The 23906-nt window shown below is 65.4% G+C and carries 26 protein-coding genes; all 26 read left to right on the forward strand.

Annotated elements, in window-relative coordinates; genetic code table 11:
• The 26 genes from sctC to H4O11_RS09690 all read left to right on the forward strand — a co-directional run bounded on the left by sctC (window position 1) and on the right by H4O11_RS09690 (window position 23870).
• Window positions 1-1662: a type III secretion system outer membrane ring subunit SctC gene (sctC, locus tag H4O11_RS09565; protein ID WP_182339194.1), complete on the forward strand. Its 1662-nt coding sequence runs from the start codon at window positions 1-3 to the stop codon at window positions 1660-1662.
• Complete coding sequence (gene sctW / locus H4O11_RS09570) at window positions 1649-2764, forward strand: type III secretion system gatekeeper subunit SctW (RefSeq protein WP_182339195.1); 1116 nt, start codon at window positions 1649-1651, stop codon at window positions 2762-2764. Before sctC ends, sctW begins: the two co-directional genes overlap by 14 nt.
• Window positions 2764-4836: an EscV/YscV/HrcV family type III secretion system export apparatus protein gene (locus tag H4O11_RS09575; protein WP_182339196.1), complete on the forward strand. Its 2073-nt coding sequence runs from the start codon at window positions 2764-2766 to the stop codon at window positions 4834-4836. Before sctW ends, H4O11_RS09575 begins: the two co-directional genes overlap by 1 nt.
• Complete coding sequence (locus H4O11_RS09580) at window positions 4833-5213, forward strand: InvB/SpaK family type III secretion system chaperone (protein WP_182339197.1); 381 nt, start codon at window positions 4833-4835, stop codon at window positions 5211-5213. The genes H4O11_RS09575 and H4O11_RS09580 overlap by 4 nt, the downstream gene beginning before the upstream one ends.
• Entirely contained in the window at window positions 5183-6502 is a 1320-nt protein-coding gene (locus H4O11_RS09585) for a FliI/YscN family ATPase (protein ID WP_246333404.1), read from the forward strand. The genes H4O11_RS09580 and H4O11_RS09585 overlap by 31 nt, the downstream gene beginning before the upstream one ends.
• The gene (locus tag H4O11_RS09590; protein WP_182339199.1) at window positions 6486-6950 is read left to right on the forward strand and encodes a hypothetical protein; all 465 of its coding nucleotides are present in this window, start codon (window positions 6486-6488) and stop codon (window positions 6948-6950) included. The genes H4O11_RS09585 and H4O11_RS09590 overlap by 17 nt, the downstream gene beginning before the upstream one ends.
• Window positions 6929-7924 carry a hypothetical protein gene (locus tag H4O11_RS09595; RefSeq protein WP_182339200.1) on the forward strand — a complete coding sequence of 332 codons (996 nt, stop codon included), beginning with the start codon at window positions 6929-6931 and terminating at the stop codon, window positions 7922-7924. The genes H4O11_RS09590 and H4O11_RS09595 overlap by 22 nt, the downstream gene beginning before the upstream one ends.
• On the forward strand, window positions 7921-8850 hold the full coding sequence (locus H4O11_RS09600) for a FliM/FliN family flagellar motor switch protein (RefSeq protein ID WP_182339201.1): 930 nt from the start codon (window positions 7921-7923) through the stop codon (window positions 8848-8850). The genes H4O11_RS09595 and H4O11_RS09600 overlap by 4 nt, the downstream gene beginning before the upstream one ends.
• Window positions 8847-9524, forward strand: a complete 678-nt coding sequence (locus tag H4O11_RS09605; RefSeq protein WP_220466679.1) for an EscR/YscR/HrcR family type III secretion system export apparatus protein — start codon at window positions 8847-8849, stop codon at window positions 9522-9524. The genes H4O11_RS09600 and H4O11_RS09605 overlap by 4 nt, the downstream gene beginning before the upstream one ends.
• A 43-nt stretch (window positions 9525-9567) precedes the next feature.
• On the forward strand, window positions 9568-9825 hold the full coding sequence (gene sctS, locus H4O11_RS09610; RefSeq protein ID WP_343042811.1) for a type III secretion system export apparatus subunit SctS: 258 nt from the start codon (window positions 9568-9570) through the stop codon (window positions 9823-9825).
• Between the two features lie 7 nt (window positions 9826-9832).
• The gene (gene sctT / locus H4O11_RS09615; protein WP_182339202.1) at window positions 9833-10627 is read left to right on the forward strand and encodes a type III secretion system export apparatus subunit SctT; all 795 of its coding nucleotides are present in this window, start codon (window positions 9833-9835) and stop codon (window positions 10625-10627) included.
• Window positions 10624-11703: an EscU/YscU/HrcU family type III secretion system export apparatus switch protein gene (locus tag H4O11_RS09620; RefSeq protein WP_182339203.1), complete on the forward strand. Its 1080-nt coding sequence runs from the start codon at window positions 10624-10626 to the stop codon at window positions 11701-11703. The genes sctT and H4O11_RS09620 overlap by 4 nt, the downstream gene beginning before the upstream one ends.
• A gap of 30 nt (window positions 11704-11733) precedes the next feature.
• Window positions 11734-12285 (forward strand): SycD/LcrH family type III secretion system chaperone, encoded by a 552-nt coding sequence (locus H4O11_RS09625; protein WP_182339204.1) that lies wholly within the window; start codon window positions 11734-11736, stop codon window positions 12283-12285.
• A gap of 78 nt (window positions 12286-12363) precedes the next feature.
• The gene (gene sctE / locus H4O11_RS09630) at window positions 12364-14007 is read left to right on the forward strand and encodes a type III secretion system translocon subunit SseC family protein (protein ID WP_182339205.1); all 1644 of its coding nucleotides are present in this window, start codon (window positions 12364-12366) and stop codon (window positions 14005-14007) included.
• A 44-nt stretch (window positions 14008-14051) separates the two neighbouring features.
• Entirely contained in the window at window positions 14052-15284 is a 1233-nt protein-coding gene (locus H4O11_RS09635; RefSeq protein WP_182339206.1) for a hypothetical protein, read from the forward strand.
• Window positions 15285-15376: 92 nt separating this feature from the next.
• Window positions 15377-16456: a hypothetical protein gene (locus H4O11_RS09640; RefSeq protein WP_182339207.1), complete on the forward strand. Its 1080-nt coding sequence runs from the start codon at window positions 15377-15379 to the stop codon at window positions 16454-16456.
• Between the two features lie 43 nt (window positions 16457-16499).
• The gene (locus H4O11_RS09645; protein WP_182339208.1) at window positions 16500-18590 is read left to right on the forward strand and encodes a hypothetical protein; all 2091 of its coding nucleotides are present in this window, start codon (window positions 16500-16502) and stop codon (window positions 18588-18590) included.
• A 22-nt stretch (window positions 18591-18612) separates the two neighbouring features.
• The gene (locus tag H4O11_RS09650; protein WP_182339209.1) at window positions 18613-18906 is read left to right on the forward strand and encodes an acyl carrier protein; all 294 of its coding nucleotides are present in this window, start codon (window positions 18613-18615) and stop codon (window positions 18904-18906) included.
• Window positions 18907-19009: 103 nt separating this feature from the next.
• Window positions 19010-19594: a lytic transglycosylase domain-containing protein gene (locus H4O11_RS19560; protein ID WP_182339210.1), complete on the forward strand. Its 585-nt coding sequence runs from the start codon at window positions 19010-19012 to the stop codon at window positions 19592-19594.
• A 133-nt stretch (window positions 19595-19727) separates the two neighbouring features.
• Window positions 19728-20936, forward strand: coding sequence for a PrgH/EprH family type III secretion apparatus protein (locus H4O11_RS09660; protein ID WP_182339211.1), 1209 nt, complete (start codon window positions 19728-19730; stop codon window positions 20934-20936).
• Between the two features lie 133 nt (window positions 20937-21069).
• Window positions 21070-21288, forward strand: coding sequence for a type III secretion system needle filament subunit SctF (gene sctF, locus H4O11_RS09665; protein ID WP_246333407.1), 219 nt, complete (start codon window positions 21070-21072; stop codon window positions 21286-21288).
• A 55-nt stretch (window positions 21289-21343) separates the two neighbouring features.
• Window positions 21344-21634: a type III secretion system inner rod subunit SctI gene (sctI, locus tag H4O11_RS09670; RefSeq protein WP_182339213.1), complete on the forward strand. Its 291-nt coding sequence runs from the start codon at window positions 21344-21346 to the stop codon at window positions 21632-21634.
• A 3-nt stretch (window positions 21635-21637) separates the two neighbouring features.
• Window positions 21638-22429: a type III secretion system inner membrane ring lipoprotein SctJ gene (gene sctJ / locus H4O11_RS09675; protein ID WP_182339214.1), complete on the forward strand. Its 792-nt coding sequence runs from the start codon at window positions 21638-21640 to the stop codon at window positions 22427-22429.
• Complete coding sequence (locus H4O11_RS09680) at window positions 22413-22973, forward strand: hypothetical protein (RefSeq protein WP_182339215.1); 561 nt, start codon at window positions 22413-22415, stop codon at window positions 22971-22973. Before sctJ ends, H4O11_RS09680 begins: the two co-directional genes overlap by 17 nt.
• The gene (locus H4O11_RS09685; protein WP_182339216.1) at window positions 22942-23631 is read left to right on the forward strand and encodes a hypothetical protein; all 690 of its coding nucleotides are present in this window, start codon (window positions 22942-22944) and stop codon (window positions 23629-23631) included. The genes H4O11_RS09680 and H4O11_RS09685 overlap by 32 nt, the downstream gene beginning before the upstream one ends.
• A complete protein-coding gene (locus tag H4O11_RS09690) occupies window positions 23628-23870 on the forward strand; it encodes a hypothetical protein (protein WP_182339217.1) in 243 nt (80 codons plus the stop codon). The genes H4O11_RS09685 and H4O11_RS09690 overlap by 4 nt, the downstream gene beginning before the upstream one ends.
• Window positions 23871-23906 lie beyond the last annotated feature (36 nt).

The raw sequence follows: 23906 nt of genomic DNA on the forward strand, positions 1-23906 counted from the left end.
GTGCCCGGCCATGCACAGGAGCCGGCTGCCAGTGCCCCGCCGCTTGAGCACACGGCGATCACCCGCCGTGATGCGCTGTCGTCCGACCCCACGTTCGTCTCCGTTGGCGACGGCGTAAGCCTCCTGCTGCAATCCGTTGCCGCTCGGATGCGCCTGCCGGTCATCGTCAGCAGCAAGGCGCAGAAGAAGCGCGTGCAGGGCAGTTTCAATCTTCGCGAGCCCCGCGATGTGCTGCAGACGCTTGGCCGAGATCTTGGCCTGGTGTGGTACAGCGATGGCCAGACCTTGTACGTCTACGACGCCTCGGAGACGCGCAACGCGGTAGGCCACCTGGAGCATGCTTCGGTCGCGGTGCTCGATGACTTCCTGCACCGTACCCGGCTGGCCGACGCCCGATACGCCGTGCGCGGGGGAAGTGGCGACGGCACCTTCTATGTGTCCGGACCGCCGGTTTACGTCGACATCGTACTCAACGCCGCGCGTTACCTGGATGCGCTGTACCGGGGTGCCGATGCACGTGCCGAGCACGTTGAGGTCATCCCGCTTCGCAACAGCTTCGCCCAGGGACGCCGCTATGGCCAGCGCGGCTGGGAGACCACGCTGCCGGGGATGGCCGAGACACTCGCGCGCGTGCTGACCGATTCCGGCGTCAGTGACATCGTGGTGCGCCGTCCCGACGGCGACGAAGCGGCCGCGGACGCTCCAGCGGAGGAGCCGGTCGTCGCTGCCCGCCCACGCCAGGGAGCAGCCGGCATACGACCGCTGCCGAAGGACGTGGCACGGACATCGGCCATGCTGCCGCCGACCATCGTCATCGCCTACCCGGAAACCAACAGCCTGATCATCCGCGGCACGCTGGGTGGCATCCAGAAGGTGAAGCAGCTGGTCGCCGAGCTGGACCTGCCGCGCAAGCAGGTGGAGCTGTCGCTGTGGATCATCGATGTACAGAAAAGCCAGGTCGACATGCTGGGAGTGAAGTGGAACGGCGAGGTCGGCATCGCCGGACGGCTCGGCGTGAGCTTCAACGGTGCCAGCACGACCCTGGACGGACAGCGCTTCCTGGCGGCGGTGTCCGCACTCTCCGAGCGCGGGCACGCCAGCATCGTGTCGCGCCCCGTGCTGCTGACGCAGGAAAACGTACTGGCGCACTTCGACAGCAACAGCACCTTCTACACGCGGCTGGAAGCAGAGCGCGCGGCTTCTCTGGAATCGGTGACCTACGGCACCCTCGTCAGCGTCCTGCCGCGCGTCTCCCACCAGGATGAAGTGGAAATGCAGCTGAAGATCGAGGATGGCGCGGCCAGCGGACAACAGGTCGAAGGCCTGCCGGTGATTACCCGTACGTCGATCGACACCGTCGCGCGCGTGCCGCAGTCGTTGAGCCTGCTGGTCGGTGGCTATACCCGCCGGGAGAATCGGAGCGATCAGGCTGATGTACCGGGATTGCGCAGGATTCCGCTGCTGGGCCGCGCCTTTCGCCATCGCAATGAACACGACCGGGAACTGGTCCGCGTGTTCCTGATACAGCCACGTGTACTGGATCCCATTGACCCCTCCGTGAATGGAAGCTTCATCGACGGCGAGCACGTGGGAATACCACTGCCAGCGCAGTACCAGCAGGTGCGCGATGACGTGAGGGAGGCCCTGCATGGCGCAGATTGATGTTTCGGCAGCACGTACCAGCATGCCACTGGTGCGTCCTTCCGCTTCAAAAGCCGTCGAGATGGCAAGTAACGACAGCGGCGACGATACCGCGCCGCTCGGCCAGCCCAGGAAGTCGGTGTTGATGACCGCACTGGACATGAGCGACGACTTGTCCGGCCTGGTATCGAGCATGCGCCGCAACCGCACGCGCGAGGATGGCGGTGGTGATGTACGCGGCCAGGCGTGGCTGGACCACGTGCTGGACCCGCAAGGACCGGAAAAGCTGCAGCAGCTGAAGCAGCAGCTATGCCACCTGGGAACCCCGGACCTGGCTGCGTTGCGTTCGCTGCTGGCCCAGGCATTCCCGGATCCCAGCGATGCGCTGGCCGTGCTGCGTGCTTTCATGGCGGACGATGAACTGGCGGCGCTGCGCGAAGAGCTTGCAGCACTGTCGGAGGAACTGGCGACAGGAAGCGCGGGGCGACGCACGCGTGGTGGCGTCAATGTCGCGCTCAAGGCACGCCTGCAGGCTCCCACCCTGCGCGCAACGCCACAGCAACTGCGGCGGAGCTACCAGGACTTCCTTGCCGGCGATGATCCGCTGGATGCCTATGAGCGATGGATCGAACTGTACGGATTCGAGCGCCGCGGGCGGATCGTGGATTTCATCGAACAGGCGCTGGCTGCCGACATGTACGCGCTGGACCCCAGCTGTTCCCGGCTCGAGTTCGGCCACCTGCTGCAGCGGGTACGGCAATTGTGCAGCCTCCGCTCGGCTGACCACCTCCTGCATCGGTACTGCTGGCGCCCGCAGGTCATGTCCCGCATGGGTGTCGACCAGCGCGTGCTGTGCACGGCCCTGCTGGACATGGTCCGTCACCAGGGCAGCCTGCAGCATTTCTTCGGGGGTGTTTTCGCTGCGGCACGCCACGTCATGGACAGCACGGAGAAGGCCCTGTTCGCGCAGGGCATCCGGCGGTTCCTCACCGCCCTGCCGCATGGGCTGTGGGCGGACATCGGCCTGCAGGCCCATGTCGTTGGCGAGGTGGACACGCTGCTGGACCAGGCCGTGCGTGTCGAGCATGCATCCCGTCGTCGCGGTCACCGCGTGGAGGCATGATGAACAGCATCGCCGCACAACAGAATGCCATCGGGCAGCTGGCGCGAACGCTGCTGCGTCCGGAACTTGCCCTGGTGGTCCTGATGGCGGTGGTCATCGGCATGCTGATCGTGCCGCTGCCCACGTTCCTGGTCGACCTGCTGATCGGCCTGAACCTGTTGATCGCCATCCTGATCTTCCTCAGTTCCTTCTATGTGGAACGCATCCTCAACTTCTCCACGTTCCCCTCCGTGCTCCTGTTCACCACCATCATGCGGTTGGCACTGTCGGTCAGCACCAGCCGGCTGATCCTCGTCGATGCCGATGCGGGGCATATCGTATCCGCCTTCGGTGAGTTCGTGGTCGCCGACAACCTGGTGGTGGGCTTCGTGATCTTCGCCATCGTCACCGTGGTGCAGTTCATCGTCATCACCAAGGGCTCGGAGCGGATCGGTGAAGTCGTCGCACGCTTCTCTCTGGACGGCATGCCCGGCAAGCAGATGGGTATCGATGCCGACCTGCGTGCCGAATCGATCAACGCGGAAGGCGCGCAGAAGCGCCGCCGTGAGGTCGAGAAGGAAAGCCAGCTGTATGGCTCCTACGACGGTGCCATGAAGTTCGTCAAAGGCGACGCGATCGCCGGCATCGTCATTGTCTTCGTCAACCTGTTCGGCGGCATCGCAGTGGGCATGCTGCAGCATGGCATGGCGTTCTCCGATGCCCTGAAGGTGTTCACCCTGCTGACCATCGGCGATGGCCTTGTCGCGCAGATTCCCGCACTGCTCATCTGCATCAGCGCCGGTTTCGTGGTCACCCGTGTAGGTGGCGAAGAGGGCAACCTGGGGGCCAGCATCATCGATGAGCTGTTCACCAGCCAGAAGGTGCTGGTGATCGCGGGCATCCTGGTGCTGATGATGGGCCTGCTGCCGGGCTTTCCGATGCTGGTGTTCTTCAGCCTTGGCACGGCGGTGCTGATGCTGGCCGCATGGCGTTCCCGCAGCGGGGCATCAGACACTGGCCAGGACGGGGCGAATGGCCGGTCGTCCCAGGCCGCACCTGGCGACACCGATACCAGGGCGCTGGGGCACGAGGGGGCGCAGGTCAATGAAACCGTACCGTTGCTGCTGCTGCTGCCACCGGCACACCTGCAGCAATGGACCGCTGCCGGCGTGCAGGAACAGCTGCGTGATGACCTGCACCTGCGCGTCGGCATGCGCCTGCCATACATGGTCGTCCGTGCCCATGAGACGGGCGATCATCGCGTGAGCGTGCTGATCAATGAAATTCCGGCGGTGACCGGCGAGGTCGTCCTCGACCACGTGCGTGTGCTTGCCGACAGCGATGAACTGACGATGCTGGGACAAGGCATTGTCCTTGAGGGTCGATCCGGCCAGGGCGGCCAGCGCTGGCTGCCGGCCAGCACCCGCCCGCAACTGGAAGCCATGGGCCTGCCCATGCGCTCGGACCGGCAGGAACTGAACGTACTGGTGCATGACGCGCTGATGCGCAACATCGGCGAACTGTTCGGCGTGCAGGAAACCAAGCACCTGCTGGACGAGACGGAGAAGCGCTATCCGGAACTGCTGAAGGAGGTCCATCGCCATGTTCCCGTGCAGCGCGTCGCGGAGGTACTGCAGCGCCTGCAACGCGAAGGCGTATCCATCCGCAACATGAAGATCATCCTGGAAGTGCTGGCGCAATGGGGACAGCGCGAGAAGGATGTGATCCTGCTGGTCGAGCACGTCCGTGGTGGACTGGCGCGCTACATCTCTTCGCAGCATGCGCGTGGGGACCGCATCGCGGCAGTGCTGTTCGCACCGGATACAGAGGACACCATCCGCACCGGCATCCGCCAGAGCCAGGGCGCGGCGTTCCTCAACCTGGATCCGGCTACAGCGGATCAACTGCTTGACCGGATCACCCTGACGTTCGACCCCTTGCTGGCAACGCGTCCGGACGTGCTGTTGCTGGTTGCGCCTGACATCCGACGCTTCGTCAAGCGCTTCATCGAGAACCGGCTGCCCAACCTCGCCGTCCTCTCGTTTTCCGAAATATCCGACACCGTCAACATCGACGTGGTGAGATCACTATGACTTTGAAGGAAGCCCTTTGCCAGGCACTCAGTACGCTTGGCGCCGACCCAGATGCATTCCAGTTCGACGACCACTCGACCATCGTCATGTCATTCGACGATGTCGGTGACATCTACCTGGATCCGCAGGGCGACCGGGTATGGATGTGGGGCATCCTGGACGAGATGGAAGAGCATGTCCGCGATGCGTTGGCGGCGCCCCTGCTGGCCGAGGTGATCCGGCCAGTCGCCCATTGGGATGCAGGCGCGATGATCCTGCGCCAGGACGGACGCGTGGGTGGGTTGTTGCATCCGGATTGCCAGATCGAGCCGACGCTGCTGGCATCGGCACTGCAGGATTTCCATGAATGCCTGGGAAGGCTGCAGGCCATCCGATGAGCGCACGGCCATCACTCTGGCAGGCATCCGCCCACCCGACGGCGATCATCGGCTCGATCCTGCGCGCGCCACTGCCCCAGGTCAGCATGGGCGAGCTGTGCCTGATCCAGGCGAGCCCAGCCGACGACGCGGTCGTTGGTCGGGGCACCGTGGTGGCGGTGGAGCAGGGGGTTGCGTCCATCGGCCTGTTGCGCGAGAACGCAGGGCTGTCGCTGCGTTGCCTGGTGTTCCCGACCGGCCATCCACCAACGATCGCAACGTCCTCGATGCTGCTTGGAAGCGTGCTGGATGCAGAGGGTCGCGAAGTCGAACGTCTGTTCCCCGGTCGACCGGGCGCAGCGAGCGTGCGCCCGCTTACTGGCGAGGATTCCGATTATCGCCAGCGCGAAGCGATCACCTCGCGCCTGTGCACCGGCCTGCGTGCCATCGATGGCTTGTTGACCTGTGGCGAAGGCCAGCGGGTCGGCATCTTCGCCGGGGCAGGGGCAGGCAAGACCACGCTCTCGGAGATGTTGCTGGACAATGCGGATGTCGATGTCTGCGTGGTTGCATTGATTGGCGAGCGGGGCCGTGAAGTGGCTACGCTGGTCGAACGCATGCGTGGCTCGGCACAGGGGGGGCGCACCGTCATCGTGCAGGCCACCTCGGACAAGGCGCCGGCGCTGCGCAGCCAGGCGGCCCTGCTGGCGACCACCATTGCCGAGCACTTCCGCGATGCCGGCAAGCGTGTGCTGCTCATCATGGATTCTGTCACCCGCTACGCGCGCGCGTTGCGTGAGCTGGCGCTGGGTGCCGGGGAACCACCTGCCCGTCGCGGATATCCTGCCTCGGTGTTCGAGGCCCTGCCCCGGCTCCTGGAGCGTAGCGGACGCAGTGGGGCAGGGAGCATCACCGCGTTCTACACCGTACTGCTGGAAGACGAACAGGATGCCGATCCGATCGGCGAGGAGGTCAAGTCCCTGCTCGACGGGCACCTCCATCTCAGCAGCAAGCTGGCAGGACGCGGTCACTACCCCGCCCTGGATATCCTGAAAAGCGGCAGCCGCCTGTTCACCCAGCTGGCCGATAACGGGCAGCGGCAGGTGGCCGAACATGTCCGCACGTTACTGGGCACGCTGGACGATCTGCAGCTGATGCGCGACCTGGGTGAGTACAAGCCGGGCATCAGCCCGCATTACGACGCAGCCGTGCGCAGTGAGCCGAAGTTGATGGCGTTCCTGCGCCAGTCCAGGGAAGAGCCGGCCGACCTCGGCGAGACGCTGCGGAGGCTGCATGCCATCGCCGAATGAAGCCAATGGCAGGCGCCTGATCAAACTCAAGCAGGTGCAGCAACAGATGGCACGCGTGCAGGCCCAGGCCCAGCGCCGTGATGCAGACGGCAAGCGCGACGAAGCCAACCAGCTCCGCCTGCAGGCCGTGCAGACCGTGCAGCTTGCGTTGCCGCAGCCGGAGCAGGGCCTGACCCTGGCCGCGTTGTACACCCGCCTGCGTTCGCTGGCAGTTGCCAGGGCGCATGCCGTCGAAGTCGGCCTGGCTGCTGCTGAACTGGAAGCCGAGGCGGTCGCCTGTGATGCGCATGAGCAGGCGCTGCGGGCCGTTGCGGCGAAGCACCAGCGCAAACAGGCAAGGTTCGAACATTGGCAGCAGGTCCGCGGTCGCCTGCAGTCGCGTTGCCGCCTGCGTCGTCAAGAGTTGCAACAACAGGAGGATTTTCCATGTCGTCGGTTTCCACGCTGAATCCATTGCCGGTGTCCTCGTCGACGCCCTTGCCGCAGCAACCAGCGCAGGGGCTGCGTGAGCGCGTGGACGTGCTGCTCGACAAGCTGCAGCCGCCGTTGCATGAGGATGGCGAGACGCTGGAAGAGGCAGCCGCCGCAGACGGAACGGGGCAGGCCATGCCACCGGGCGTCGGTTTTTTCCGGTTGGAGAACCCTCCTGCGGCAGGTCTCTCCGCTATCGTCCGCGCGCAGGCAGGGTGGGTTTCGGCGGCATTGCAACCGCCTTTGGCCGGACTGCATGTCGTGCAGGCGGAGGGAACGCGGGTAGTGGCTGCTGCGCTCGAATCCCGCCTACGCGGGCCCACGCCCGCCATTCGGGTGACCGGTGGGATACAGGTGGCGACGCCTGCAATGAAGGGTGATGCGAACCTGCCGTCGCCGTCGCCGTCGCCGCAGTCGCAGTCGCAGCCGTTGCCACCGTTGGCAACCGCCGATGCGGCAGGGAACGCCGGGCAGGGTGGACAGCCGGACGTCGTGCCAGGCCGGTTGCCCACGGCACTCCACCCTCCTGGCGCCACGGATGTTCCTCCCCAGGCATCGGGCCTGCCGGGAGTCGCCCGTTCCCCTGCTGCCCCTGGCGGGCCGTCATCCGCGTCACCGTCGAAGCCGCCTGTGGCACCCGGCGCGGCGATGGTCCAGCGCGCCCCGGTGGCGACAATCAGCAAGTCCACCACGATCACCGTCCCATTCACCGCGTATGGCCCGGGTCATCAGGTAACGGCGATCTGGACGCCGGCGGCCTTCCCGGGCATGGCATCGCAGCCATTGCTGATCCGCAGCAGCAGCGAGATGGGCCACCGCGCGGTAGGCATGGCCATTGCAGCGGGACTCACCCCGCAAGGCGGGCACTGGCAGATCGAGGCGACCCGGGAGACGGACAACGGGTCGCAGCAGCACAACGGCCAGGGCGGTGACCGGGAGGATGATGAATGACGCCGACGTTCACGCTCCTGCAGCAACATGAGCCAGCACGCCTGCAGTTGCAGAAGATCCATGAACGGCTGCGCCTGCAAGGCACCGACGCGCGCATGGCGCTTCCCCCTGCCACCATCAGTTTCCGTTTCGTGCTGTCGCGCGACGAGGGTGATCTGGTCGGCCGGGTCGCTGCTGACGCCTGGGCAGCCCATCATCTGCCAGGCATCAGCGGCCTGGACTGGCTGCATGTGGATGCCGGCCAGCTGGCGGCGCTGACCGCCATCGAGCATCCCCTGCAGTTGCTTCCGCACGGCATGGATTACCGGACGGCGCGCTTCCTGTCGCTGCACACGGGCGAGGTGGGCCACCCGCATCCGGTCATCGCCAGTGAGGAAGGCGATGTATGGATAGAGCGACTCGACTGGATGCTGGATCCGGCTTCCCTGACGTGTCCTGTCCGCGCTTCGCCAACGTTTGCCTTGCCGATACAGCTGCGACTGGGCACGGTGCATCTTTCCGTACGAGGGCTTCGCCGGCTGCGTCCACGGGACATCCTGCTGCTGCCTTCGCCCCGGCTGCAAGGTTGTTGCGGCCCACGCCATCTATTCGATTTCGTCCTTGATCCGGAGCACCTCACCGTGACTGCACTGCATTCTTCTTCCGCCCATCCCCCTGCCATCGACGAAGGCGCATACGCAACCGACATCGAACTGGTCCACGACCTTGCCCAGCTTCCGCTCAGCCTGGACATGACGTTGTGCAGGCTCGACATCACCCTTGCCGAACTGGCGAACCTGCAGGCAGGCAGCACGCTGCCCCTGCCCGAACAGGCCCATCGCAACGTGCAGGTGATGCACAACGGCCGCTGCGTCGCCGCCGGCGAACTGGTCCAGGTGGGCCACGTGCTGGGCGTGCAGCTGACCCGGACGCCGAGGCTGGCATGAGCATCGCCGGCATCAACAACGATGTCTCGCTCATCGCCATGCTGGCGGTGGCATCGGTGCTGCCGTTCCTGGTCGCCGTGGGCACCTGCTACATCAAGTTCAGCGTGGTCTTCACCCTGATCCGCAACGCACTGGGGTTGCAGCAGGTGCCCTCCAACATGGTGATCAACGCGCTGTCGTTGATCCTGGCGTTCTACGTCATGCATCCCATCGTCAGTGGGCTGCAGGCAGCGTACAGCCAGCTGGAGACCCCACCGGCCACGGTAGCCGAAGTCGTCGCGTTCCTTGATGACAGCCTGGGTGCCTACCGTGCTTACCTCGCCCGCCATGCAGACGCGGACCTGCTGCGCTTCTTCGAGCGTGCGCAGGTAGCCGACGCGGGTGGCATTCCCGCTGCGGATGTGGCTGCCGAAGACCGCTCGTTGTTCGCGTTGTTGCCGGCATATGCGCTGAGCGAACTCAAGGATGCGTTCCTGATGGGCTTCTACCTGTACCTGCCGTTCGTGGTGGTGGACCTGATCGTCTCCAGCATCCTGCTGGCGCTGGGCATGATGATGATGAGTCCGGTCACCCTGTCGGCACCGATCAAACTGATCCTGTTCGTGGTGCTGGATGGTTGGAGCCTGCTTTCCCAGGGCCTGGTGCAGCAATACATGCAGGTTCCCTCCGGTTGAGCCGCGCTGCCATCCATCATCCTGTCGCTGCTGGAGCTTTCTCGTGGAAGAACTGATCAACATGGGGCACCGCACCCTGATGCTGGTGCTGCTGCTGTCTGCTGCCCCGGTGGCGGTCGCCACCCTGGTCGGGCTGGTCATCGGCCTGTTCCAGACCGTCACCCAGTTGCAGGAACAGACGCTGCCCTTCGGCGCGAAGATGCTCGCGGTGGTCGTTATCCTGGTCGTACTGATGGGCTGGATCGCGCGGATGCTGATGGACTTCGGCAGCCTGGCGATGGGCCGCGCGCTGTCGGTCTGAGCCTGTCATGCACCTGGCTCCGTTGGACAACCAGATCATCGATGCGCTGGGCGCGCACGCGGTGCCGGCGACGCTCGGCATCGCCCGGCTGCTGGCCTGCTTTGCCTGGCTGCCTTACCTGTCTGCCGGTGCGCTGCCGTCGCGCATGCTGCGGGTGATTCTGGCGCTGGTGGTGGTGACCGGCCTGTGGCCGGTCACCGAAGGCCTGCAGCGCCCGCAAGGGCTGATGGGACTGGCATTGGCGGCGTTGGTCGAGGCCATGGTCGGCACCGTGCTGGGCCTCATGCTGGCGTTGCCATACCACGTGTTCCATGCCGTCGGCGCGTTCGTCGACAGCCAACGCGGCGCCGGCGTCGGTGCAATGCTGGACCCGCTCACCGGCGTGGAAGCGACCGAGCTGGCCAACCTGATGCAGATGTTCGCCGCCGTGGTGTTCCTGGTCGCTGGTGGGCTGGTGCCGCTGATGGAGGCGGTACAGGGCAGCTATGCGCTGGTGCCGATGGGCGCGCCGTTCGTACCTGACCTTCCCGGTATCCATGCGTTCGTTGGCGTGGTGCTGTCGGCGGCACTGCGGATGGCCGCGCCGGTTCTGTTGCTGCTGTTCCTGATGGAAGTGCTGTTGGGCGTATTGTCGCGCTTTGCCCAGCAGCTCAACGCGTTCTCGGTTTCGTTGGCGATCAAGTCCTTCCTGGCCTTCCTTGCCCTGCTGCTGTACCTGCCACTGGCGCTGACCAGCCAGGTTCCGGCGTTGTGGCAGATGTACCCGCCGTTGCGCGGCCTGCTTGGTGGGGACGCGGCATGAGCAGCGCGGAAAAAACCGAGAAGCCGACGCCGCAGCGGTTGCGCAAGGAGGCACGCAAGGGCAAGAGCTTCAGCAGCCGCGACCTGCTGGCCGCTGCCGTGTTGTGGATCGGGATGTTGATGCTGGTGTCCAGCACCCGCCTGCAGCCGGTCATGGACCTCTACGTCGATACGGTACGCGGAGGCTTCCTCATGCCACCGGAGACCGCTGCCTGGCTGGCGTTGAAAGCGCTGCTGTGGGCGATCGCACCGGTGCTGCTGGCGAGCATCGCCTGCGTCGCGCTGGTCAGCCTGGCGATGAGCAGGGCGATCATGGCCAACGAAGCGGTGAAGCTGGATTTCAACCGCCTCAACCCGGTCACCGGGTTCAAGAACCTGTTCTCGCTGAAAGTGGTCAAGGACCTGGCGCGCAGCGTGCTCTACGTGCTGGCGGCGGCGCTCTTCGCATGGGGGGCGTGGAATGCGTGGGCGCACCTGGTGTTCCGGCAGGTACACGCACCGGACGGACAGCTCGTGGCCATCTGGCTACGCCTTGGAGGCTATGTCGGAGCCGGCCTGTTGTTGGCGCTGGCCCCGGTCTACCTGTTGTCCGGCTGGCTGGACCATCGCCTCTTCATCCGCGAGATGAAAATGGAAAAGCGCGAAGTCAAACGCGAGCACAAGGAAAACGAGAGCCCACCGGAACTGAAGAAGCGGCGCGCCGAGATCGCCGAAGAGCTGTCCGCGCAGGTGCAGGCAGACACCCTGGGTTCCAGCCTGATCCTGGCCAACCCGACCCATATCGCCATCGGCATCTTCCTGCCGGATGACGAGGTGCCGCTGCCCTTCGTTTCCGTCCACGAAAAAGGTCGCCGCGCGCGCAAGGTCATCGCGCTGGCCGAAGGCGCAGGCATTCCCGTGGTGCGCGATATCCGCCTGGCCCGGGCGATCCATGCCAGCACCCGCCGGTATCAGTTCGTGCACGGCCATGACATCGATGGCGTGATGCATGTGGTGCGCTGGCTGCGCGACGTTGAACGCGCGGCCCAGCCGCCTCCATCCAGCGACGTCGCCGGTTCGCCTCCCGCAGCGCACTGACCCACCGTTCCCCCCACGAGGAAATACCGCATGAACGAACACGATTCGACCCTGCCATCGGATGACGGCGACGAGGCACAGGCTACTCGCCTGATCCTTGAAGGCCTGCAGGCCGGCGCCACGCTGAAGGACCTGAAGGGCGTCAGCAGCGAGATGCTGGAAAGCGTCTATGCACTGGCCCATCGCTTCTACCAGAACGGCCAGCTCGACGATGCGGAAACCTTCTTCCGCTTCCTGTGCCTGTACGACTTCTACAACGCCGAATATGCGCTGGGACTGGGCGCGGTGCTGCATATCAAGCGGGACTATGACAAGGCGATCAGCATGTATGCAGTGGCGCAGACGCTGGACCTGCAGGACGACCGGCCGATGTTCCATGTCGGGCAGTGCCATCTGGCGCTGGGCAAGCTGCGGCAGGCCCGCGAATGCTTCGAAGGCGTGGCCGCGCGCGCCGCAGGAAGCGAACTGGGTGATCGTGCCGAGGCGTACCTGCAGGCGTTGGCTGCCGACCAACGCAGCGATACAGGCGCTGGCGTGGCGGACGATTGCGGTCCGCGACAGGACGGTGGCGGCTTGCCCTGAAACTGAAAGCCGGCCAGGGGGTGCATGGGGATACTGCGGCCATCGCATCAACCCACGTTCCAGCTAGGAAGTTCAGCCATGCCCAGTGTCAGTATTCCGTCCGCCTCCATTCCCCTGGCCCTGAGAAGCAACGGCCGCGAGTCCACCGTCCATCAGGCGGCCGGCTTTGGCCAGGTTCTGTCGATGGACGCGATTGCCAGACTGGAGGCCAAGGTCGCCGCGGCGCTGGCTTCCCATGCCGCAGCGCCTGGTAGCACTGCCGAAGCCCAACGTGGTGGAGAACGGGTTGCGCTTCGCCAGCCCGATCCGGCTGCCTTGAGGCCGGGCCTGGAGGGTTCCGCGCGCCAGTTGACGCCTGAAGCGATGTTGATCATCTCGGCCGGTCAACTGATGCGGACGGCCAGTGAAGGGGGGTTGGAAAAAATGCTGCAGCGGCTGGCCGGCTTCCGTGCCCAGCAGGCCATGCGCGCCAGCCAGGGCGAGCGCCTGGCGGCGGCCCTGCAGGCGGCCCTGGCCGATGCGGACGCCGCCGAAGCGGCCTTGCGCGGCGCCACCGGTGAAGCGGAAAGCGCGCAGGCGTCGGCCGAGGCGGCGCGCGATGAAGCGGCCCGTGTGCAGGCGGAACTGGACGCCATGGACCCGGACGACCCGGCGCGGGCAGCCAAGCTGGTCGAACTGGCTGCGGCCCGCCAGCAGGTCAGGGCGGCCGAAGGCCGGCTTGAACAGGCGGCTGCCAAGCTGGTCGATGCTGCCCATCAGCTGGATGCAGCGCTGCAACGCGTGGACCAGCAGCGCCGCGAGGCGGATGTCTTCAACGGCAGTCAGCCGCAACTGCGTGTGGACACGCGTGAGGACATCAGCGCCAGCGCCCGGTTGCAGACCCTGATTGCCGTGCTCAGCAGGATCATGTCGGACTTCTCGCTGGACAAGCTGAAGAACGAAAGCGAAGCACTGATGGAGCAGCTGCGCGCGCGCCAGGCCGACAACCTGGAACGTGCACGCAAGTTCGAGGAAGAGCAGCAGCGGGCACGCGATGCCGAAAAAAAGACCGGCTGCGCCGGCAAGATACTCGGCTGGATCAAGGCCGCGGTGGCCACCGTCGCCAGCGCGGTGGTGCTGGCGATAGGCGTACTCACGGTCAATCCGATACTCATCGCCGGCGGTGTGCTGGGGCTTGCCCTCAGCGTCGATTACATGGTGCAGCTGGCCACTGGCTTCTCGGTAATGGGCAAGCTGACCGAAGTGATCGGTGGCCTGATCTCCAAGGCCCTGGTGGCGTTCGGCGTGGACGAGTCGACGGCGCGCATGATCGGCAACATCGCCGCCACCATCGTGATCATGGTAGCGATCATTGCTGCCTCGATCGCTGCCGGCAATATCTCCGCTGCGACGAACGGCCTGGGTAGCGTCGCCCTGCTGGCCAGGCAGGCCAGCGAGGTCATGCAGGTTGCCGCCCAGGTCGCGGGCATGGCCGGGATGGTCACCTTGGGCGTTGGCCAGTTGATCGTGGCGAACATCCAGATCGACATGCAGAAACTCCTGGCCGCCATCGAGGAAAGCGTATTCGGCAGCGAGGTGCTGCGCGAGATGCTGGACAAGCTGCGTGAAGCAGTGGCCAGCCTGGACAGGGGCGCGCTGGACCTGATGAAGCAGATGGGCCAGGTGCTCGCCGAAGACGCTGCCACCACGCGCCAGGTGATTTCGCACATGCGCACCGCCTGAGATATCGCCTGACCCCTTCCACGAACCGTTAAAAGGAATTCCCCATGCTGCAGATCAACACCACCTCGCAAGCCAACATTCAATACCTCCGCAAGGAACTACCCGCCCTGGCGGGCGGCTCGCTCGAACGCCAGGATGCCGCACAGGCCGCCCGCGCTGCCGACCATCTGGTGCGCGAAGACGGCGGGCGCCGAACCGCAACCGGTGCAAAGGCGCGCCCTGATCTGGCCGCCCCGGCAGCGGGTGCGCTGTCTGCCGTGGTGATGCCGCTGCTGCCGGCCATCCACCAGATGCAGCACGACAATCCCGATGGTGCCGAGGTACGTGCCCTGGCCGATCTTCGTGCACAGGCCTATGCGGCCAGCCACCATCCTTCCTTGCAGGGCTGGGACGGCGAGCACGCTCTGTCGGCCACGCTGCCCGGCGGTGAACGTCTTGCGCTGCCGACCCGCGATGAGCTCCTGGCGGCCAAGGGGCTGCTTCGGCAGGCACCGGCGCTGGAGAACGAAGTGGACGGCATGTCGAAGATGAGCGATGCAGCGTTGCTGCAGGGCTTCAAGTCCGATCCGCGCTTCGCCTACATCCTGTTGATGGTCACCATGTTGCTGAAGCTTGCTGCCAGCCAGCGCGAGCAGGGCGCGGCCATGGTCACCTTCGCCGACAAGTCCGTCCAGGAGATGGGCCAGCGCATGATCGGTGCTGCCGAAGAGCGGCGCACCGGCGCCATCGTCGGCCTGGCCGTGGCGGCAACGGTGGGGGCCGCAGGCGTGGGCCTGGGCGCGTACGCCGCCGCCAAGAACGTGAAGAGCATCCGCACCAACGAAAAAACCGCGAACGCGGCGCAAAGCCAGGCAGAGCAGGTGCGGGTGGCGAACGCACGGGATGCGGCGGCTGCGCCTGCAGGTCGGTCGGCTACGGACGCACAGCGGGCTGCCGCTGGCGACAGCAGCCTTCACAACCAGGCGATGAAGGCCCATACCGAGCACACGATCAACATGACCCAGAACGGTGTCATGCAGCAGGGCGGCTATGCCATCAGCCAGATGTCGCAGAGCACGGCACAGATTGCCAATGCCGAGTACGACGTCAAGGCAGCCGACCAGACCCGCCAGCAGGAGATCGAACGCAACAATTCCGACACCTTCAAGTCGACCTCGCGCGCGAACAACGAACAGCAGGTGGCCGACGATGAAGTGCGCAAGGATTCGCTGCGCAAGTTCGAAGCGATGGTGCAGGAGAACGTCGACACCCTGGCCGAGATGATCCGAAAGATCTGATCCATGCACAGCAACCGGGAACTCATATGACCATCATCGAACGCTCCAGTGTCCAGCTGTTGCCTGCCGCTTCCTTTGCACCTGGCAGGCCCATGTCGAGCGATACCGCCGACGAGCCGCGTCACGTTTCACTGGCAGGTCCCGCGATCACATACGAACGCGAAAGCGAGGCCATCCGGCATATCCGCCAGCGCCTGCAGCGTGATCCAGCCATCCCCGTCAAAAGCGGGGCGGGCAGCGAACTGCAACTGTTGCTGGCCGACGAGGCCTTCGGACGCAGGAAGGCCCTGGACGTCGCGCTGTCCGGGTTGCGGGGCGCTGCCGCCTCGGACACTCCGCCGCATCGTGCCGGGGCCCTGGCTTCGCTGCACCGGGCGCTTGCACAGGGTGCCGCTGCTGGAGGACCTGAAGCAGATGCCTGCGAGGATCTGCTGGAGGGCCCGCTGCTTGGCCAGGTCGCGACCGGCGCGCTGGAGGAGCAGCGCGATGCAGCACAGGCCCCGTCGGACTGGGACAGCCATCATGAGTTCTTCGAGGAGGTGCTGGCCTTGCTGGCCCGGCTCAACAGCGTCTGGCTGCAGCGCTTCAACGAAGTGCTGTCCAATTATGTGAGCGTCTTCGACAAACTCACTGAGGTCATGACCAAGCTGAAAGACGCCATCAAAGGGCACGACAAGGACGGCAACCTGACCGTCAACTTCTTCGAGTTGCGCAAGGCGCTACGTGAGCTCGCCGACGAGATAGCGACCGGGCCAGGCCTGGGCGGGGCGTTCGACAGCGAAGAAGAGGCAAAGGAGTTCCTGAAGGAGCTGGGCGTCGATGGCCTGCTGGTCAAGCAGGACGGCAACGGCAAATGGGAGCTCGCTCTTGATCCACAACTGATCCGCGATCTCGTTGACGTGTTTCCTGCGGGGGCACCAATTCTTCGTCCAATCCCGGATCCACCGTATTTTGAGTGGGTAGAAGCAGACATCAAGATGAACCCCGCCAGGTACAACGCGATCATCGCCGCCAAGGACAGCCTGATGGAGCGTTTCAACCACCTCAATCGCGTGCTTCCCGACAAGCACCAGCACCAGATCCAGTGGTGGAACACCGTGCTGAAGGCGCTCAGCGCCACCATCGATGAGCTCAGCCAGGCCGATCGCCAGATCGTGCAGAACATGACCTGAGCGCCGTGCGCAGACCGCCACCCCGACACTCCATGAGGCAATGATGACCATAGGCACCACCCAACCCGTTCCCTCTTCTTTCATGCAGTTCAGTCCACCGGCCTTTCCGTTCATGGCGACCCCGTTCGCCGACGGACTGAAAGGCCTGACCAATGGACAATGGCCTGGCGCCGTTGCCTGGCCGCCCGGTGGGGACGGCAGCGGGTCGCCAGCTGCCACCCAAGGCTCACCCACCGCAGTGCACTGGCAGGCTGATCCCACCGATCCGCTGCTGGCGCCCATCCTGCAGCGTCAGGACGGCATCCAGGCGCAGGCCGTGGCCCGCGGATCCAATGGTCGACCGCTTGTGCCGACCGATATCTTCAGCAGGAACGAGATTGACGCGTCCCTGCATGCCCGTGCGCATTCCACGCAGCTCAAGCTGGGCGAGCTGGGCAGGCAAGACGCGGTCGCCGCGGTCCTGCGCCACGAACGTGGCCGGGATGGGCAGGCGGTGATGGATAGCTGCCGGGCCCTGGCCCTGCCGGGTGCGCAGGACCATCCCGATGAAGTCGCCACGCTGCGGCAGCGACTGACGGATTACCTCGATGCAGCGAAGGACACTTTCGAGGGCACCTGCCCGAACTGGGACAGCGCTGCGTTCAGGCTGCTGCAGAAGCTGGAACGGGCACTGGAAGCCCTGCTGGCGAAAATCGGCCCGCAGGAACTGACTCGCCAGTTGCAGGCCGACCTGGCCCCGGGGCTGCTTGAAGTGCTGTCGCGCAAGTACCCGGGCGAGTGCGCCACTACCCTGTTGCCGAAGTTGACCCGCTGCCTGAACCCGGAGGCGTTCGCGATCCAGCAGGGCAACATGCGTCGTTACGGCAATGGCTTGGCGGCTCTGTTGCGCGAGGCGGAGAAGCTTCCCTACCTGCTGGACGAACCGGCAGCGAGTACCCCGTCGGCCGATACGCCGAAGGGCACTTCGGCGCTGCCGCCGTTCCCTGTCTTCACGGGATCGCCTTACCCTCCGCTGGTCTTCAGTCCGACCAACACCTTCAGTCCGGTCAACACCGTCAGTCCGGTCATCAGCACTGCTGCGGAAACGGGGACGCCATCGGTGGCCAGGGCCCGAACGACGGTGGACCAGAGCACGCAGGTCTTCGAGACGCGTAGCGGCCAGGATGACGTGCGCGACAGGAGTGTTGGCACCCATAGGCGCGAGACTGGCGAGATTGGCACTGATCCCATGGAACCGGACGCATTGCAGGGAAACTTAAGGGCGACCATGATTAGCGACAGCAACTCCGAGAGTCGGATGTCCACCCCTGACCTTGCTCTGCGTCAGGACAGGACGCAGCAGCGCGATCATGTCAACACCGAAGAATCGTCGAATGGCACGGTGCGGACGACCCGACATTTCAGGCACGCGGTCAACATCCCGCCGAACGCCGGCATGATGACGGTGCTGCGACCGGGGAGTCGTGATCGTTTCACGATAAACGGGAGCAGCGAGCAAGGCGTGCCGCGTCAGGACGTGCGGATCGCGCACGGCGCCGACGTGATCAACGACAGCCGTATCCAGATCGTCGCAGGCACGCTGCGCGAAGGATATAACCCCCAGCACGCGCCTTTCGTGCGCGTTGGGCCCCAGCTGACATCGATCAGGAATCTGAATCATCGTGGGTTGCCCTATGCCCCCGGGCAGACACTGATCAGATCGGCGACCTCGTCATCGTCGCCCATGCGGCGCATGCCCTCGCCCCTGACAACGCTCATGGCAGGTGGCCGGCAGACGCTCCAGGCCCCAAGGAGCGGCGCTGCCAGGCCGGAAATCCGGGCGTCGAATGGTACGTGGAATGGCGCCAGGGATCCGCTGGTGTCCAGCGTACCGCCGCCCCCTGATCTGAGCCATCCGCGCGTCACGCCGGGCCAGCTCTCGTCGCCAGTCCTCTCGACCACGCTACGGCGATCGTCCAGTAATGATCCGTCGCGCGATGACGATGTCGGCCCGGGTGCATCGTCGTCGTCCACGCCAGCCCTGGACCCCATCGCCCTACTGGGGGTGCTCGCCCAAGAGGCTGTCAAGGTGGCGAAGATGCGTTCGTTGCGCAACGCCGGGACGTTTACGGGCAGCAGCAGGGCAGGCGCATGATCGACCATGCCCTCGTGCCTTCATGAGTACGCCGAAGTCCCCTGTTGCACTGCCCCTGCGCTGGTTGATCGCCATCCGTTGTGACCGCTTCATCGATGATGTCCTCGCGCAGAGTCGTCTGCGCGAGGACCTGCACCTGGATTCGATGGAAATGGCGGAACTGCTGATCGATATCGAAGACAGCCACGGCGTGACCCTGGATGCCGCTGAGCTGGCGACGGTGCAGACGGTCGCCGAGCTGGAGGCGGCGGTGACGCAGTGCCAGCCTGGCCGCGTCCTCCCTGACATTCCGCCGGTCGCTGCCGGCGATCGCTGAACCTGCAATATCGCTGACCTGCATGCCGGTGGCCAACGCGGACCATCGGCGATCGCCGGCGACCATTTGCTAGTGGCTTCCTGGCCACAGAGGTTTCCTGACCATGTTCAACCTTGCCAAGCCGCCGCTGTTGTTGGCGGCGCTGTTGCTGTGTCCGCCCGCCCATGCCCGCTTCCATGCAGCCCTGTCCAGCGAAGGGAGACTGGTCGTGGCCGAGCATGCGCTGGCTGGTTCTGCCCCCTTCGATCCCCTCCGCGCGCTACCTGCAGCAGCCCCTCCACAGCGGAACGCCGGCAACGTGTCGCGGGCCATGGAGCTCCGGCACCTGGTACGGCAGGTCAGTTCCGAATCCGGTATCGAAATGGCGCTGCTGGACGCCATCATCCAGCAGGAATCCGGCTACGATCCGACGGCGATCTCATCTGCCGGCGCGGTAGGGCTGATGCAGCTGATGCCGGCCACCGCCCGCCGCTTCGGTGTACGTGACCGTCGTGATCCGTTGCAGAACCTGCGTGCCGGCGCCGCCTATATCGCCTGGCTGATGCATAGCTTCAACAACGATCTTGACCTGGTCCTGGCCGCCTACAACGCGGGGGAAGGTGCGGTGCGGCGGCACGGCAACCGCATTCCACCTTACCCGGAGACGCAGGACTACGTGGCGCGCGTGCGCCAGGGGTACGGGCGCTGAGCGGCTTATTGCGGTCGCAGATGAAATCCGACAGTGACATTGCAATTTTGCTTATGGGCGGTTGAGTGGAGTGACTACATCATCCTTGGCAGCGGCAATGTTGCCGGTCCCTCCGGTCGCCTGATCTCTTTCCATGTCGTATCTGCTGAAAATTCTTTCCGGAACCCTGGCGGGCGTTGAATACGCGCTGGGCGATGGCGATACCGTCTTCCATGTCGGTCCGCACCGCGAGCTGATCGACGGCGTTGCGTCGCAGGTATTCGGCGCTACCGAGAACGTCTACTACCTGCCCGAAGAGCTGCCACCGGCCGCCTTCCTGGTGAGGGTGGACGCCGATGCCACCACGGCAGGACTGCGTCTCGGTGAACGCACTGGTGCGGACACGGCGTGGCATTACCGTGCGCTGGAGCTGCAGCAGGTGATGCAGTCCGCCGGGGTGCATTTTGCCGTGCGCCAGCGCGATGATGCGTGGAGTGCCGAGGTGGTCAGCTTCATCCTGCCACCTGCCTCGCCGGAACATGGAGAGACGTCCGGTCCCATCCGCGTGGCGGCAGTGCCCGGCCTGCCCGTGCAGCGCCCCCGCCTTCTGCTGGGCCTGGCGGTACTGGCCTGCATCGCGTTGGCGGCGGGGTGGATGTATTGGAACTTCCAGCCCGATGCCCGTGTGCGTGGACTGGCCGCCGTGTTGCGCGACGCACCTGGCGAGTACCAGGTAGTGGCTGGTGAAGACAATCGTCTGTATGTCTTTGTCGACGATGCGGCCGGCAAGGCGTGGGGCGAACGGGCCAGCCGGCGCCTGCAGCGGGGTGACGATATCTATCTGGTGCGCTATGTCGAAGCCACGCGGCTGGAACGCCTGCTCATCGATGCCGGCCAGAACGTGGTCGTGGTGCGCCTGCAGCCGCCGCGCCAGCCGCAGATCGTGCTGGCCGGGGTCGCAACCAGCGAACGCCGCAAACGGGTGCAACAGATACTGTCCGGCCAGACCCCTTACGCGCCGCAGCTGGAAATATCGGCCATCAGCGACCAGGCCCTGACGGCCCTGGCACAGGCACAGTTGCGCCGGCTGGGTATCAGCAGCCGCGCCGAGCCACGCGGCCAGCGCGTGAGCATCGTCAACGATGTATTCCTCGACGATGCCGGTTTGAACGCGATGGCACGCACGGCCAGTGAATTCCACCGGCACTGGGGCCGGCACCGCATCAGCATCCAGCTGCAGCTGTGGGACGACCTGCTGCAGGGCAGGTCCTATCAATACTCGCCGGGACAACTGCTCTCGGTGGGCAATGGGCGCTGGCAATACTCGCGCGCTGCGGGAACCGACGCCGGCGCCTCCCCCTGAGGCGATGCCTCCCCGACACATAGAGGAAATCCACATGACACAAGCCACGATTCTACCTATCCCCCTCCCCGGTCCGGGGCCTGGCTGGGGCGACCCTGGCGCAGGTGGTAGTGCCGGGTCATGGAAAGGCTGGATGTCCGAACACAGCCGAGGTTTCGACCAGGGCGTGAACGACCTCAAGCAGAAGATGGCCGATGCCTTCGAAGCGTTGCGGCAGAATCCGAGCGACCCGGAAAAGCTGGGTCATTACCAGAGCGCGCTGTCCGAATACAACATGTACCGGATGTTGCAGTCCAACTCCACCAAGAGCCTTGCTGACCAGAGCAAGACGGTCATCCGCAACCTGGCATGAGTCCAGTTGTCCGCCCCTGCAATGCAGGGGCACTTTCCCCATCTGGAGCCCTGCAGTGAACAACATCACATCCATTACGTCTTCAATGACGCAGGCTGTCGTCGGCAGCGACGGCCTGGTTTCCATGTCGGACCGCTTCAATGCGGCCTTGGCCGAAGGTTATCTCTGGGCCGGCCGCGAGCGTGACGACATCCTCGCCACCGCCAATGATCCTGGCGTCGCTGCCGATCCGCAGCGCCTGTTCGAGCTGCAGCAACGCCAGGAGGCGTACACCAAGCAGATCGCGCTCAGCTCCGCCCTGGTCAGCCATGCCACCAAGGGCATCGAAACACTGGTGAAGAGCTGAGTGATGCGTGCATTCGATCGATCGACAAGGGCATTGGGGCTGCTGGCCCTGCTGGTGCTGGCCGGCTGTACCCGCACCGAACTGCTGCAGGCGCTGGACGAGCGCCAGGCCAACGAAGTGGTATCCGTGCTGTTGCGGCATAACATCGACGCGCAGAAACGGCTGCAGGGCAAGGACGGCTTCGTTGTCCGCGTAGCGTCGGATGACCTGGCCGATGCCATCGATCTGATCGCCCAGCAACAGCTGCCATCGCAGCCACGTACGCAGATCTCAACGCAGTTCCCGTCCGATGCGATGGTCAGTACGCCCCTGGGTGAACGCGCGCGCCTGCTGTCGGCCATCGAACAGCGTCTGGAAGAAACCCTGGCCACGCTGGACGGCGTGCAGTCCGCGCGCGTCCACGTCAGCTACGATGCCGGCCCGGTCGCCGGCAGCCTGCAACAACGACGACCGCCGGCCATGCATGTGGCCGCGGTGCTGGCACATGGCCAGGGTGTTGATGAGGAAGTGCTGCTGCAGCGGGTGAAGCGCCTGCTCCGCAACGCATTCGTGGACGTGTCCTACGACAATGTCTCGGTGGTGCTGACGCCCGCCGCAGCGGCGCGCTCACTGTCCGTTACCGATGCCGGCACCGCCGGCGCAACGGGGCGGCGCTGGTTGGGACCGGTGCTCCTGCTGGTCCTGCTGGGAGGACTGGGCTGGGCGCTCCTCCGCCGGGCCGGTGCCGCGAGAGCCTTCATCGGCCACCGCTTCCGACGCGCTTCGCACGGTGATCGCCATGCCACCACGGATTGACGTGCTGCGTGTGCTGCACGATCCGGTGGCCTACTATCGGCCATGGCAGGGGAGGGTGGATCGCCTCGCACCGACGCAGCGCGGGGCATTGAACCGATGGCTGGCGGAGCGCCATGGCCTGCCTGCCTACACGGCCCCCACGCCCCCACAACACGGCATGGTGGAACGCTTGCTCGCTGACTGGTCGCGCCTGCCGCGGGTCGCCTACCTGCTGGCCTGTGCCAAGCAGCGGCGGCGCCTGATGGGCTCGCGGCTGTTCCTGGCGCAAGCGCCGCAGGTGCACGGCTTCCTTCGCCTGGGCTTCGCCGAAAGTCGCGATGGCATCGATATCTCCCGGCATGAGGACCTGCTGGCCTGGGGCGGCAGCTACCTGTGCGGCGGCCTGCAGGGCCGCGTACCGGACTGGATGGCAGTGCGCGCGGCCCTGTGGTTCGATGGCCTTCCCGGCCACGCGGCCCCCTCGCAACCCGCCGCCACATTCGACCTGACCTGCTTCTGGAGTGCCTGGCACCATGCTGCACAGCTATCCCGAAACGCTGCTTGATTTCGCCGTCGGCGGCATCGTCCAGGCCTCCTGCCTGTCCCGCGCCTGTGATGCGGAGCGGGTGGTGTCCTTCGCCCGCAAACAGGGCCAGGCCGAGCGTGAGTGGGCCCGACAGGAGTCGAACGCGCTGCGCGCGGCGGCTGCCGCCGATGGCTATTGCGATGGCATGCGGCAGGCGCTGGCCTCGCTGTTGCCGCTCTTCACCGCCATCGTCGGGGAACAGGCCGGCTTGCGCCAGACCCTTGCCGCGCGCATGGAACAGGCGCTGTCCGCCATGGGCAACTTGCCGTCGGTGGCTGTCCCGCAGGTGCAGGCCGCCTGCGCGGAGCGCCTGCAGGGGGGCGAGTCGGTCGTGCTGCACGTGCCGCGCACCGGGCACGCGTTGCTGCAGGCGCTGCAGGCGCAGGCTGGCCTTCAAGGGCTGGACATCCGACAAGCCGACCGCCAGCACCTGTTGCTGGAAGTGGGCGACCTGGCCTTCGAGCTGGACGTTTCCAGCGCGCTGGGTGATGGCCTGCAGGCCACATTGACGGAAGAAATGAACCGCCTGCAACGGACCATCAGCAGGCTGGCCGACACCTACCGCGAGCAATTCCAGCGTGACTTCGACCGTGCCGCACAGGTGGCCGGTCTCCAGCGAACCAAGGAGAACCCATGAACAGCATCACTGGCGCCATGGCCCTGAAGCCAGCCCCCATACCTGAGCGCCCGGATGGGCGGGTCAGCCTGCAGGAGCGGATGCAGTCCGCCGGATGGGTGCCGGAAACCGGGGACGGCGAGGAGGAGGACGTCGTCCTCACTCCCGCGTCGGCCTGGGCGCAGCAGTTGTTCAAGGAGATGATCTTCTTCGGTGACGAGGAAACCAATGGCATCCCGCCGCTGACGATGGATCCCTGACCGGAAGGTTGGCATGGCCTCCAGCGGTGTATCCGG

The organism is Stenotrophomonas tumulicola (assembly GCF_014117215.1).
In the GTDB taxonomy this organism is placed as follows: Bacteria; Pseudomonadota; Gammaproteobacteria; order Xanthomonadales; family Xanthomonadaceae; genus Stenotrophomonas; species Stenotrophomonas tumulicola.